Source organism: Archangium sp. (assembly GCF_036388035.1).
Classification (GTDB): Bacteria; Myxococcota; Myxococcia; order Myxococcales; family Myxococcaceae; genus Archangium.
This window is the reverse complement of the sequence record NZ_DASVSO010000916.1, coordinates 1-13,350: the sequence shown is the minus strand read 5'-3', so window position 1 is coordinate 13,350 and position 13,350 is coordinate 1. Positions and strand designations below refer to the sequence as shown.

Annotated in this window: 9 protein-coding genes, 1 tRNA gene and 1 pseudogene; 8 read left to right on the top strand and 3 right to left on the bottom strand. The window is 72.0% G+C overall.

What is annotated here, in order from left to right:
• Window positions 1-486: pseudogene (locus tag VF697_RS37900) on the top strand (class I SAM-dependent methyltransferase); the annotation flags it as partial.
• A gap of 182 nt (window positions 487-668) precedes the next feature.
• On the top strand, window positions 669-3,815 hold the full coding sequence (locus VF697_RS37895) for an ATP-binding protein (protein WP_331102851.1): 3,147 nt from the start codon (window positions 669-671) through the stop codon (window positions 3,813-3,815).
• Window positions 3,816-3,828: 13 nt separating this feature from the next.
• On the opposite strand, the gene VF697_RS37890 is transcribed toward VF697_RS37895, so the two are convergent.
• From VF697_RS37890 to VF697_RS37880, 3 genes are all read right to left on the bottom strand, one after another.
• Window positions 3,829-6,552 carry a M1 family metallopeptidase gene (locus VF697_RS37890; RefSeq protein ID WP_331102850.1) on the bottom strand — a complete coding sequence of 908 codons (2,724 nt, stop codon included), beginning with the start codon at window positions 6,550-6,552 and terminating at the stop codon, window positions 3,829-3,831.
• Between the two features lie 127 nt (window positions 6,553-6,679).
• Window positions 6,680-6,839, bottom strand: a tRNA-Lys gene (locus VF697_RS37885).
• A gap of 154 nt (window positions 6,840-6,993) precedes the next feature.
• Window positions 6,994-7,866, bottom strand: coding sequence for a ChaN family lipoprotein (locus VF697_RS37880; RefSeq protein WP_331102849.1), 873 nt, complete (start codon window positions 7,864-7,866; stop codon window positions 6,994-6,996).
• A 224-nt stretch (window positions 7,867-8,090) separates the two neighbouring features.
• Between VF697_RS37880 and VF697_RS37875 the strand changes: the two genes are divergently transcribed.
• The 6 genes from VF697_RS37875 to VF697_RS37850 all read left to right on the top strand — a co-directional run.
• Window positions 8,091-8,861, top strand: coding sequence for a TIGR02269 family lipoprotein (locus VF697_RS37875; protein ID WP_331102848.1), 771 nt, complete (start codon window positions 8,091-8,093; stop codon window positions 8,859-8,861).
• Between the two features lie 19 nt (window positions 8,862-8,880).
• Window positions 8,881-9,600, top strand: a complete 720-nt coding sequence (locus VF697_RS37870; RefSeq protein ID WP_331102847.1) for a double-CXXCG motif protein — start codon at window positions 8,881-8,883, stop codon at window positions 9,598-9,600.
• 129 nt (window positions 9,601-9,729) lie between these two features.
• A complete protein-coding gene (locus tag VF697_RS37865; RefSeq protein WP_331102853.1) occupies window positions 9,730-10,878 on the top strand; it encodes an alanine--glyoxylate aminotransferase family protein in 1,149 nt (382 codons plus the stop codon).
• Window positions 10,879-11,035: 157 nt separating this feature from the next.
• Window positions 11,036-12,427 (top strand): sensor histidine kinase, encoded by a 1,392-nt coding sequence (locus tag VF697_RS37860; RefSeq protein ID WP_331102846.1) that lies wholly within the window; start codon window positions 11,036-11,038, stop codon window positions 12,425-12,427.
• Window positions 12,424-12,876 carry a response regulator gene (locus VF697_RS37855; protein ID WP_331102845.1) on the top strand — a complete coding sequence of 151 codons (453 nt, stop codon included), beginning with the start codon at window positions 12,424-12,426 and terminating at the stop codon, window positions 12,874-12,876. Before VF697_RS37860 ends, VF697_RS37855 begins: the two co-directional genes overlap by 4 nt.
• Window positions 12,873-13,350, top strand: a 478-nt coding sequence (locus tag VF697_RS37850) for a response regulator (protein ID WP_331102844.1), incomplete at its 3' end; no start/stop codon positions are given. The genes VF697_RS37855 and VF697_RS37850, both read left to right, overlap by 4 nt.

Genomic DNA, 13,350 nt, shown 5'->3' with positions numbered 1-13,350 from the left:
CATATACGGCGCGCCGACTTCGGTGCGCTCGAGGACGCGCCCGGGAGCGTGGACCTCCTCTGGTCCGAGGGTGCCATCTACATCCTGGGTTGGGCCGAGGGCCTGCGGCGGTGGCGTCCGCTGCTGCGCCCCGGTGGGCTGCTGGCCGTCACCGAGGTGACGTGGCTGACGGACTCGCGTCCCGAGGAGGCCACCGCGTTCTGGCGCGAGGCCTACCCGTCCATGGGGACCGTCACGTCCAACAGCGCCGCGGCGCGCGAGGCCGGCTTCGAGGTGCTGGACACCTTCGTGCTGCCGGCGTCGGCGTGGTGGGACGCGTACTACCGGCCGCTCCAGGCGCGCATCGAGTCGCTGCGCGCGCGGGCCCAGGAGGACGCGGAGCTCGCCACCGCCATCGCCGAGACGGAGCGGGAGATCTCCCTCTATGCGCGGCACGGCGCGTCCTACGGCTACGTCTTCTATCTGTTGCGAGCCCGCGCCGGTTGAAGCCACGGACAGCCCGCGGCGCTGTCTGTCGTGTATGCCCGTGGGGCGGTACGTGGTCGCGGGTAGGTGTTGGCTCACGGCCGCTGCGTCAGCCGTGAGTGTAATGGTGCACGGATGGCGCACTCGGGGAGCGCTGGATCAGGTGACGCGGTTCATCATGATCGCAGGCGAGGGAGTGGGTGATGGGGCGCGTCCTGCACATGTTCTCAGAGGCCACCACCACCGGAGTCACTGACTCCGAGGGGCCCTCGCGGCGTGTTTCCCCCTCCGCCGTGGCGCCCACCGGGACGGTGGCGCTCGTCTTCACGGACGTGCAGGGCTCCACCCACCTGTGGGAGCGGTGTGGCTCCAGCATGCGCGCGGCGCTGGACGTCCATGACCGGGTGCTGCGCTCCCTGCTGGCGGAGGGGGACGGCTACGAGGTGAAGACGCAGGGGGACTCCTTCATGGTGGCCTTCGCCTCGGCGGTGGAGGCCGTGCGCTGGTGCCTCGAGGCGCAGCAGGCGCTGCTGCTCGCGCCCTGGCCGGAGGAGATCCTCGCCGAGGAGGACGCGGCGGAGGTGACGGGCCCGCACGGGCTGATCCACCGGGGCCTGCGGGTGCGCATGGGGGTGAACCTGGGAGAGCCCGAGTGCCGCCTCGACGCGCGGACGGGCCAGGCGGACTACTTCGGGCGGATGGTGAACGTGGCGGCGCGGGTGGCGGCGGCCGGCCACGGTGGGCAGGTCCTGGTGAGCGGCCCGGCCTGGGCCCGGGTGGAAGGCGAGCAGGAGGCGCTGGGCCGGCCCGTGGCGCGTCCCCTCGGGGAGTTCTACCTCAAGGGCATCGAGGAGGCCGTGGCGCTGGTGGAGGTGCTGCCGGCCACGCTGGCGGAGCGGCGCTTCGAGCTGCCGCGGGTGCCGCGGGTGCGGCGGGGCCGGGTGCCTGGCGAGACGGGGGAGTTCATCGGCCGCAAGGAGGAGCTGGCGCTGCTGGCGCGCTCCTGGGAGAAGGGCGCGCGGCTCGTCACCCTGCTGGGCCCCGGGGGCATGGGGAAGAGCCGGCTGGCCACCTGCTTCGGCAACCTGCAAATCGATGCGTGGGCGGGCGGGGTGTGGATGTGCGAGCTGACGGACGCGTCGACGGTGGACGACATCTGTCACGCCGTCGGCCAGTCGCTGGGCGTCGCGCTGACCCGCGAGGGCGAGGACAGGGATCCGGCGGAGCGGCTGGGCCGGGCCCTGGCCGGGCGGGGCGACGTGCTGCTCATCCTCGACAACGTGGAGCACGTCGTCCACCACATGCCGGCGACGCTCGGCCGCTGGCGTGGGCTGGCACCCCGGGCGCGCTTCCTCATCACCTCGCGCGAGGCGCTGCTGCTGCCCGAGGAGCACGTCCTCGAGCTGGAGCCGCTGGCGGTGCCCGAGGAGGGCGAGGCGCGCCTGGAGCAGCTCGTCCACTGCGACGCGGTGCACCTGTTCCTCCAGCGGGCCCGGGCGGTGCGGGCCGGCTTCGAGCTGACGGCCGTGGAGGCCCTCCGGGTGGCGGACATCGTGCGCAAGCTGGATGGCATTCCGCTGGCCATCGAGCTGGCGGCGGCCCGGACGAACCTGCTGGGGCTGGCGCAGATTCAAGAGCGGCTGTCCCGGCGCTTCGAGCTGCTGCGCGGAGGGCGGCGCGACGGCTCGGCGCGGCAGAGCACGCTGTGGGGCGCCATCGACTGGTCGTGGAACCTGCTGGAGCCCTCCGAGCGGGCGGCGCTGGCGCAGTGCTCGGTGTTCCGGGGCGGCTTCACGCTGGAGGCGGCCGAGTCGGTGCTCATGTTCCCTCCGGGCGGGCCGGACGTGCTGGAGATCATCCACTCGCTGCGCTCGAAGTCGCTGCTGAGGGCCTCCGCGCCGGACGGGCTGCCCGGGGAGCTGCGCCTGGGTATGTACGAGAGCATCCGGCAGTACGCCTCCTCGCGGCTGGCGGAGCGGGGAGAGGGGGCGATGCTGGCGGCGCGCCACGCGGGCTGCTACCTCGCGCTGGCCCACCGGTTGAGCGCGCGGATGCGGGGCGAGGGCGGGGAGCTGGCCTTTCGCCGGCTCGCGCTGGAGCGGGAGAACCTGCTGGGGGCGTGTGACAACGCGCTGGCGGTGTCACCCGTGACGGCGAGCTCCCTGGAGCGGGCGTTGGGGGCGCTGGTGGCCCTGGAGCCGGACGTGACGGCCCGGGGCCCCGTGGGCATCACGCTGTCGCGGCTGGACCGGGCGCTGGAGCTGACGGCCCACGTGGAGGTGGACCCACTGCCGCGGGCCGAGGCGCTCGCGGTGCGGGGCCGGACGCGCCATGGGGCGGGCCAGCTCGCGGCGGCGCGGAGGGACCTGGAGGCGGCGCGGGAGGCCTTCCACGCGCTCGGGGCGGTGGAGCGGGAGAAGCGCGTCGCGGTGGACCTGGGCATCGTGGCCCGGGACGAGGGGGACATGGGCAGGGCCTGGATGCTGGTGCGGGAGGCCCAGGAGCTGCCCTCGGCGGGAGACCGGTGGCTGGAGGCGTACGCGGTGGGCAACCTCGGCATCCTGGAGCTGGGGCGGCACGGGGCGCGGGCCGCGCTGCCGCACCTGCGCACCGCGCTGGAGCTGTTCCGCGACGTGGGGGACGTGGCCTTCGAGGTGGGCTTCCTCACCAACTACGCGATGGCGCTCGGCGAGGCGGGGAGCACGGCGGAGGCGGTGACGCTGCTGGAGGACGCGCTGGAGAAGGCCTTGCGCGTGGGAGACCGGGCGGGGCATGCACTGGCGCGGGTGAACCTGGGGTGCTTCCTGCTCGACGCGGGCCGGGCGGTGGAGGCGCGCGAGCACCTGGAGGCCACGGTGCACATGGGCCGGCAGCTCGGCATGCGCATCCTGGAGGGCGTGGCGCGGGGGGAGCTCGGCCGGGCCCTGGTGGCGCTCGGGGCCCTGGAGAGCGCGCGCTCCCGCCTGTCCGAGTCCGTCTCCCTCCTGGCCCAGGTGTCGCGCTGGCACGCGCTGCGCTTCACCGCACACCTCGCCGCGGTGCAGGGGGCGCTCGGAGCGCTCGCGGCCTCGCGGGAGGGCTTCGATTCGCTGGAGGCCGCGCCCGAGCTTCGGGACGACCCCGTGCTGCGCGAGCTCACCTCGCTGCTGCGCGCCTCGCTGGAGCTGGCGGAGGCGGTGAGGCTCTCTCCCGCGAGCGGGGCGGGAAGGCGCGCGCTGGAGTCGGCGCGGGAGCGCGTGGCGCGGGCCCGGAGCGCTCCGGCCGAGGCGGCCTCGTCGGATCTGCGCGAGGCGCTCCGGGTGCTCGACCAGGGCGTGCTGGCGGTGGGCGGGGGCACCTCGCGGGCGTGAGGTGCCCCGGGGCTCAGCGCGCCGTGGCCTTGTGGCTGGCCTTGCCGCGCGTGCGGAGGAACTCCACCACGCTGGGCTGGTGACGGCGCTCCGACTCGACGCACAGCCGGATGGACTCGAGCGCCCGGGCGAGCGCGCGCGGCCCCCCTTCGATGTTCGCCACGCGGGGCGTCAGCAGGGCCTCGGCCTCGGCGCGCTGCTGCTCGTCGCACAGGTTGCCCACCATTCCGATGAGCCCACCCAGCTCATCCGAGCGCAGCTTGCCCGCGAGCGTGTCGAAGTTCCGTTGGTAGAAGTCCCAGGCCAGGTCTCGGGACTCGGAGAAGAAGGCCGTGCCGAAGAGGGCCTGCGTGTCGCGCACGTCGAACGCGTCCCCGAGTACCAGCGCGAGTGCCTCCTTCTTGAGCGTCGGGTCGCGGAAGGCACCGAGCGAGGCGAGCAGCCGGGTGCGCTCGTTGCGGTCCTGGCTCGCGCGGGCCTGGGCGAGCACCGTGTCGAAGAGGGTGCGGTCTCCGTCACGAGCCGCCACGCGCAGGGCCGACCAGGCCACCTCGGGGCTCACGGACTCGCGGTCCGCGAGCCACGCCCGCGCGAGCCGGCCCGCTTCCTGGCTCAGCACCGGGTCCTGTCCGCCGATGGCCGCGAGCCCGAGCAGCATCGAGCGCAGCTTCTTCACGTCGTCACCCTCGCCCGGCCTGGGCGTCCAGCCCAGGGCGCGCGCCCGAGGGCCATACAGCTCGCGGAGCCACGCCCGGTAGCGCGGGCGCTCGGCCTCGGGGAGCCGCTCCGCGCGGACGGAGAAGAGGAGCTGTGCGCCTGCCTGGAGGATGAGGCGGTGGGAGTCCGAGGCGGTGGCGGGCACCAGCTTCAGGGCCTCGCCCAGGGGCACATCTCCCCGCTCCACCGCGGCCGAGACATCCCCCAGGAAGGCGAGCCGCTCGGCGGTCGTCAGCGTCCCCGGGGGCGTGGAGAGCAGCCCGGAGAGCTGCTCGCGGGAGTAGCCCCCGCGGTAGTAGCCGCTGCCACCCGCGTTGAGCAGGAGCCACGAGGGGCAGCCCTGGGTGGGGAGCTCCAACTCGCCGGTGGCGCCGGTGAGGAGCGTGCAGGCCCGGGCGGACACCTTGCCCTGGCCGGCGCGCACGCACACGGGGACGTCCCAGGTCTGCGCGGTGGAGCCGGTGGAGCCAGCGGGCAGGAAGCGCTGCTGGGAGAGCTTCAGCCGCGGGGGCGCGCCCGCCTCGCACTGGAGCTCGGCGGAGACGCGGGGCACGCCCGGCTGGTCGATGAAGCCGCGGAAGACGCGGGCGGCTTCGGGCCCGGCGGACGCCTCGAGTGTGGCGAGGAAGTCATCCGAGGTGGCCACGCCCCAGGCGTGCTTGCGCACGTGGGTGCGCAGCATGTCGCGCACGCGCTCCTCGCCCAGCCAGCCCTCGAGCATCCGCAGCAGCGAGGCGCCCTTGGAGTAGGTGGTGCCGTTGTCGAAGGAGCCGATGATGTCGTCGTTGGTGGTGATGGGCTTGCGCACGGACGGCGAGGTGGTGAGCGAGTCCGTGGAGAGCGCGAACGAGGCGGAGTTGGCGCTCGCATCCAGCGCGTAGACCCAGGAGGGCTCGAACTGGTCGGTCATCTTGTGGTCGAGCCAGGTGGTGAGCGACTCGTTGAGCCAGATGTCGTCCCACCAGCGGCAGGTGACGACGTTGCCGAACCAGTAGTGGGCCAGCTCGTGAATGGCGATGTTCACGTAGGACTGGCGGCGCTGGAGCGTCTCCTCGCCCGGGCGGATGAGGGTGAGGGGCTGGCCGAGCGCGACGATGCCCGGGTGCTCCATGGTGCCCCAGTAGCGAGGCACCACGGCCACATCGAGCTTCTCGTAGGGGTAGGTCTGGTCGAAGAAGTCCTCGAGCAGGGTGACGAGGCGCGGGGTGACGCTGGCGGCATAGGCCGTCTCGGCCCCCCGGCCGTGGGGGACGATGAAGCGCAGGGGGACGCGGGCGCGACCGACGGGGCCACCGTCCACGAGCTCGAAGGGGCCCACCACGAAGGCGACGAGGTAGCTCGGCATCGGCCGGCTCTCGGCGAAGGTGACGCGCTTGAGCCCGCCCGGCAGGGGCTCCTCGGAGACGACGGGGTGGTTGGCGAGCGCCACGTGCTCCTGCTTCACCGTGAAGCGCAGCCGCCAGGGCACCTTGAAGCCGGGCTCGTCGAAGCACGGGAAGGCGCGCCGCGCGTCGATGGGCTCGAAGAAGGTATAGAGGTAGGACGCTCCGCCCTCCTCCACGGCGTAGAGGCCCTGGCTGCGCTCACGGTCAGCGCGGCCGGTGAAGGAGACGGAGAGCCGCGCGGGGCCGGTGCCGAGCGTCTCGGGGAGCAGCAGGCCCAGGCGGCCCTCGCTCTGGGTGACGGCACGGGCCTCCAGCGTGCGGCCGTCGAGGAGGACGCTCGCCTGCGTCACCTGGAGGTCCTGCGCGTGCAGCCACACCTGGCGCACGGGCTCGCGGACGTCCACGTCGATGGTGACGGTGCCGGAGTAGGTGGGCTCGGCGGGCAGGAGCGTCAGGTCCAGCGCGTAGCGCACCGGCCGCACCGAGTCGGGCAGGCGCAGCGCGGGAGGCTGGGGCTCGGGCCACCGCGGTGCGGCGGCCACGGGCGAAGGCGCCGTGGGGGCCGGGGGGGCCTCGGGAGCATGGGCACAGCGGAGGGAGGTGAGGGCCAGGAAGAGGAGGAGTTGCCAGCGCATGGCGCGCGAGGCTACCCGCCCAGGCCCGCCTGGAGAAATCCGCGGGGTGAAGAATGGGTGCGTCCGAGTGAGGAAGCCGTTTTTTAATCTCGTGCTCTACCCCTGAGCTATCTCCCGGTGAAGCGAGTCGGGAGAGCCGGATTCGAACCGGCGGCATCGAGAGCCTTGGGCTTGTATGGCCTCTTCGGCCGGACGCGAATGCTGTCAGAGAGGAATGAAACGCCCGAGTGGGGAAGCCGTCGAAATGCCTGATTAAGAGTCAGGTGCCTTACCATTAGGCTATCCCAGCACATGGAGCTGGGAGTTGGATTCGAACCAACATGAGAGCTTGTATGGCCTTTCCGGCCGGGCGCTTCAAAGCTTGCGCGGGGGCTCGGGCGACTGCGCCGTGGCTTCCGCTTACCCTCACAGGGACGCGGCACTCCGGCGGAACCTGACGGACTATTTTCCGGGTGATTTTTCCGGCGTGGCGGGCGCGGGGGCCTGGGGCTTCTGGAACGCGGCGCACGGGTCCTCCCGCTCGGCGGCGGGGGTGAACCAGACGAAGTCGTAGGGCAGCTTCCCGGGGCTCTCCGAGGGCGCGTAGTCCCCGGGCTCACGGGCCTCGGGGGAGACCTCGAGCAAGGCCACGGCGCGCACCGGACGCTCGGGGGCCCGTTGGGCGAGCCAGGCCGGGACGCCCCGGTCGGTGCGAGCGTGGCCGGCACCGGTGATGAGGAGGGCCCCGTCTGCCGAGGCGGTGGTCATCAGGCGATCGGCCATCTGCGCATCGCGCGCCCGCTGGGCGAGCACCATCGGGTCGAGCATGGACTCGGGGAGGTGGCCGCAGTGGGACGCGTGCATCTCGGCGCGCATGGCGCGGGCGACGTCCTCCGGCGGAGGCGTGTCGAGCCCGAGCCGGGCGCGCGTCTCCGGCGGGAGGGTCTCGGGGCCGCGCATGACGAGCTCCTTCACCTGGGTGCGCGGGAGGTTGGCGCCGATGATGCGCAGGCCGCGCTCGGTGCCGACGGCGAAGATGGGGCGGTAGAGGGACCAGTCGGGCCAGCCACTCTTGTCCCACGCCACCGCCTGGGCGAGGGCATCTGGGTCCTGGGGCGCGCGGGCGAGCGCCGCGTCGACGGCGGGCTGCTGCTCCACGTCGAGCATCTCGAAGGCGAGCGCGGGCTTGCGGCCAGAGGCGGTGAGGCCTCGCACCAACTCGGCCTGCAGCAGATGGTGGTCGGCGTTGTCGTGCCGCTCGCCGAGCAGGACGAAGGGCACCTGGGAGAGTTCCGCGAGCAGTGCCGGCTCCTCCACCCAGCGGCCCTGCCTCACGTCCCAGATTCTTCCCACCAGCGGGTGGTCGCGGTGCAGTGGGCTTTGCCACGTCCGTGTCTGGGACTCGGGTGGGGAGGCGCGCTTCGCGGAGGTGGAGGAGGCACAGCCACAGGCCAGGAGGAGGACGAGAGAGACGCGGAGGGAGGTAGGGGCGCTCATCGGGCGCGAGTGTTTCACGAGTGGGGGTCGTCGGTAACATGAGACGCATGAGCCTTTTGTCTTTGAGGAACGGTTTCGCGCTCGTCGGCGTGCTGCTGACGGCGTGTGCCTCCTCGGCGCCCGCCGTGCATGAGGGCTACGAGGCGCCCGAAGCCGTGTCCTCGTGGGCGGAGGCGCGCGCCGACTCAAGCTGCGTGGTGCCTCTCTGCGAAGAGGAGCGCTGCGCCATCTGGCGGTGCCGGGACGTAGTGGAGGTGGCAGAGCCCACCGTGGTGGACGCCTACCCCGTGGTGCTGGCGAAGGGCGTCCCAGCGGTTCGCCTCGCGCCCACATTTCGTCCCGCGCCGATACTCCGCCCTCCAGCGGACCCCCACGTGGCGACGGAACTGCGCTCCCCGCTGGAGGACAGCCCCCAGCGCTGGTGGGGACATCCCGTGGCCGCCCCCACCGTGGCGGACCCCGTCTTCGAGATTCCCTGGCACAACTGGAAGACGCGTGAGCCGCGTGTGGACAAGGCGCTGCGCCACTGGCAGTGCAACCTTCCCCCGAAGGAGCCTTACGAGAAACACCACATCTTTCCACAAGAGATGAGCTTGTCCCTTTGGTTCAAGGCCCAGAAAATCGACATTCACGCCTTCACCATCCGGGTCCCCAAGAGCTTCCACCAATGGCTGCACAGTGGAGGGCCCAACGGGGGCCAGTGGAACGAGGCCTGGCGGCGGTTTCAAAAGGAGAACCAAGGAGCCTCGGCTGAGGAGATGTGGGCGTTCGCGGGCGAGCTCATGTCGCGGTTCGGAGTAAACGGTCCACTGGTGCCCTATTATTGTGACTGAGGGGACGAAGAGCACGCGTATGCGCTACTTCAGCATCGAGGAAGACAAGTCGTTGGGCTACACGGGCTTCGTCAACGCCAGGCACAAGTGGCTGCTTCCGGGGATGGATACCTGCCCGGCCTGCAAGGCCATATGGGCTGACACTTCCAAGGCGTATCCCTCGGTGGACCTCACCCCGCTGGCCGCTGGGGCCGATTTCGAGGAAGCCCGGGCCGAGCCCATCGAGGAGTATGAAAGGATGCGGGAACTGGTGCGGCCCCTGTTGCCTCCAGGTGCTGTGGTGGAACCGGGCTCTTGCTTTGGACCGCTCGTGGGCAACGCCCAAGGTCGCTTCGGGCAGTTCGTCTCCAATTACTCGTATTTGTTGCTGGTGCGGCGCGAGGCCCTGGAGAAACTCCAGGCCGAGGGCCTGCGTGGACTCAAGGGGTGTCGCATGGAGGTGCGCTTCCGCCAGCGCAACTCGCCCGAGTTGCTCGAACTGGAAATCCTTCCCGTGGGGCGCGCGCACCCGGACTGCCTTCCTCCCGACCGGAAGCCTCCTTGCCCTCGGTGCGGTCGCCTCGGGCTCTCGCTGCCCAAGGAGTTGTTGTTGGATATGTCCACGCTTCCCACCGACCTGGACCTGTTCCGGCTGGAGGACTTCTCCACCGTGCTCGTCTGCACCGAGCGCTTCGTCGAGGCCTGCCAGCGTCTGGGCCTGGATGGCATCACCTTCCTCCCCCTGCCCACGGTGGGGTGAGCGGGCGCGCGTCTCCGAGGGTTTTCGGACACCCCCTGAATCCGGAGTGGAGTCCCGCGCCCCGCTGCGCTACGCCCTCGGGCCTTCAACCGCCAGAGAGGTGTGCCCGTGAGCGAGCGAGACCTGCTGATGATTCCCGGCCCGGTGGAGTTCGACCCGGAGGTGCTGCGGGCGCTGGGCGCGAAGACGACCAGCCACGTGGCCCCCGAGTTCATCGCCGTGTTCAGCCGGGCGCTGAAGCGGCTGCGCGAGGTGTGCCTGGCGCCCTCGGCCCAGCCCTTCGTGGTGGCGGGCAGTGGCACGCTGGCCATGGAGATGGCGGTGGCCAACCTGGTGGAGCCCGGCGAGCGCGCGCTGGTGGTGAACACCGGCTACTTCAGCGACCGCATGGCCACGCTGCTGGAGCGCTACGGGGCCGAGGTGGTGCAGGTGCGGTGCGCGCCGGGCGAGGCGCCGGACGTGGCGTCGGTGGAGTCGGTGCTGGGGAGCGGGCGCTTCAAGGTGATGACGGCCACCCACGTGGACACGAGCACCGGGGTGCTGGCGCCGGTGGAGGCGCTGGTGCGGGCCGCGGGCCGGCACGGGGTGCTGTCCGTGGTGGACGGAGTGTGCGCCACCGCGGGAGAGACGTTCCACCAGGAGGCCTGGGGCGCGGACGTGTACCTCACCGCGAGCCAGAAGGCGCTCGGGGTGCCGCCGGGGCTGGCGCTGCTCTCGGTGGGCCCGCGAGCCCTCGCCGCGTGGCGCGCCCGCCGGACACCCGTGCGCTCGCTGTACGCGGACTTCGCCGAGTGGCTCCCCATCATGGAGGCCTACGAGGCGGGCCGTCCCTCGTACTTCGCCACGCCAGCCGTCAACCTGGTGTGCGCGCTGGAGGTGAGCCTGGGGCAGATCGTGCGCGAGGGCATGGAGGCGCGTTTCGCCCGACACCAGCGCATGGCCCGGGCCTTCCGCGCCGGGTGGCGCGCGCTGGGGCTGCGGATGCTGCCGGTGTCCGAGTCGGTGGCGGCCCACACGCTCAGCGCCCTCTACTACCCGGAGGGCGTGGACGCCGGGGTGCTCGGGCGGGTGCGCGAGCAGGGCGCGGTGCTCGCCGGGGGCCTGCACCCCGAGCTCAAGACGCGCTACTTCCGCGTGGGCCACATGAACGTGGTGGGCCCGGGGGATGTGCTGGCCACGGTGGGCGCGGTGGAGCGGGCGCTCGCGGCCGCGGGCCACCGGGTGGAGCCGGGGGCCGCGGTGGCCGCCGCGCAGGGGGAACTGCTCGCGGCGAGGTGAGCCCGTCCCGTCCCATTCCAGGCGAGCCGCCATCCCCTCTGGAGCCATGGGATGAGCTCACGGGTTGAATGAACCCGTCGTGCTCCCAAGCTTCACGGGGAAGTCCGCTCCCCTTGCTCGCGCGATGCCCCTGACCGATTCGAGAAGCTTCCGGCGATTGCTGCTGAGGGCCATCCTGGTACCCGTGGTGCTGCTGCTCCTGCTCACGGGCCTCCTGTTGTGGGAGGTGGGCGACCTGCTCGAGTCCCACGAGGACGCGCGCCGCTCCCAGCTGGCCCTCACCCAGGTGGAGCGGGTGCGCCAGCTCCTCGTGGACCGCGAGACGGGCGTGCGCGGCTACCTCCTCACCGGAGACCCTGTCTTCCTGGAGCCCTACCATGCGGCCGGGCAGCGGCTTCCCCAGGCGCTCGACGAGCTGGACGAGGGCCTGAGCGGCGAGCCCGACCTGCGCATCCGGGTCACCGAGGTGCGCGAGCGCTGGCGGGACTGGGAGCAGGTGGCCGAGGAGGAGCTCGTCCTGCATGACCAGGGGGCGGACTGGCTCCGCCTGGTGCGCTCCGGTGCCGGCAAGGGTCGCATGGACGCACTGCGCGCCACCCTGGACACCATCGCCGAGCAGGAGCGCCAGCGTGCCACCCTCCAGGGCACCATGGCCGAGCGGGGTGCCCGTGCCGTGCTCGTGGTGGGGCTGCTGTGGGCGCTCTCCGCGGGCGGGCTGCTCTCCTGGCTCGGCCGGCGCCAGCTGCTCGCCCTGGCCCGGGACTACGAGTCCAGCCTCGCCCAGCTGCGGGCCCAGGCCGAGGCCCTGCGCGCCAGCGAGGCCCGGCTGGAGGCGCGCGTGGCCCTGCGCACCGCCGAGCTCACCGCCGCCAACCGCGAGCTGGAGTCCTTCAGCTACTCCGTCTCCCATGACCTGCGCGCGCCCCTGCGCGCCATCGACGGCTTCGCCCAGGCGCTGCGCGAGGACGAGAGCGAGCGGTTCTCCCCCGACAGCCTCCAGCTCCTGGCGCGCCTCCAGGCGGCCGCCACGCGCATGGGCCAGCTCATCGATGACCTGCTGCAGCTCTCCCGCGTCACCCGCGCCGAGCTGCACCGCGAGCCGGTGGACCTCGGCGCGCTCGCCAGCTCCGTGGCCAACGAGCTGCGCCAGCACGAGGCCGGGCGGGACGTGACGTTCTCCATCCAACCGGGTGTCGTCGCGCGAGGTGACCCACGGCTGCTCCGGGTGTTGCTGGAGAACCTCCTGGGCAACGCCTGGAAGTTCACCAGCAAGCGCTCCGGGGCCCTCATCGAGTTCTTCGCGCAGACGGTCGACGGGGTGACTCACTACGCTGTGCGCGATAACGGTGTGGGGTTCGACATGGCGTATGCGGGCAAGCTCTTCAGCCCCTTCCAGCGACTGCACAAGGCCACGGACTTTCCCGGCACGGGCATCGGCCTGGCCACGGTGCAGCGCATCGTCCACCGGCACGGCGGGGAAATCCGAGCCGAGGCCACCCCGGGTGGCGGCGCCACCTTCCGGTTCACCTTGCAGGAGGCCCTCGAATGAGCAGCCAACGCACCATCCTCCTCGTGGAGGACAACCCGGACGACGTGGATCTCACCCGGCGGGCCTTCCTGCGCGCGGGCCTCACCCAGCCCATGGACGTGGCGGAGGACGGGGTGGAGGCGCTCGACTACCTCTTCGCGCGCGGCGCGCATGCGCACCGCGTGGGCGTGCCGCTGCCCTCCCTGGTGCTGTTGGATCTCAAGCTGCCGCGGCTGGATGGGCACGAGGTGCTGCGGCAGATCCGCTCCAACATGCTCACCCGCTTCCTCCCCGTGGTCATCCTCACCTCCTCGGACGAGGAGAAGGACATGGTGGAGAGCTACAGCCAGGGCTGTAACAGCTACGTGCGCAAGCCGGTGAGCTACAACGAGTTCGTCGAGGCGGCGCGGCAGCTCGGCCTGTACTGGCTGGTGCTCAACCGCGCGCCGCCTCCGGGGGTCCATGGATGACGACGCCCCTGCGCGTCCTGCTGGTGGAGGACAACCCGGACGACCAGATGCTGATCGAGCGCGAGCTGCGCCGGGGTGACTTCGACGTGCGCTCCCGGCGGGTGCAGACAGCCGAGGAGATGCGCCAGGCGCTGGAGCACGAGGGCTGGGACATCATCCTCTCCGACTACTGCCTGCCCGGCTTCGATGCCCCGTCGGCGATCGGGGTGCTGCACGCGAGCCGCAAGGACATCCCCCTCATCGTCGTCTCCGGCAGCGTGGGCGAGTGGGAGGGCGTGGAGGTGATGAAGGCCGGCGCTCGGGACTACTTCCCCAAGACGCTCCTCACCCGGTTGCCGGCCGCGGTGTCGCGCGAGCTGGAGGAGGCACGCCTGCGCCACGAGCGCGCCCGGGTGGAGCGGGACCGGGCGCTGCTCGCGCGCGCCGGCGAGGTGCTGGGGGGCTCGCTGGACCTGCAGGAGCTGCTGGACCGGG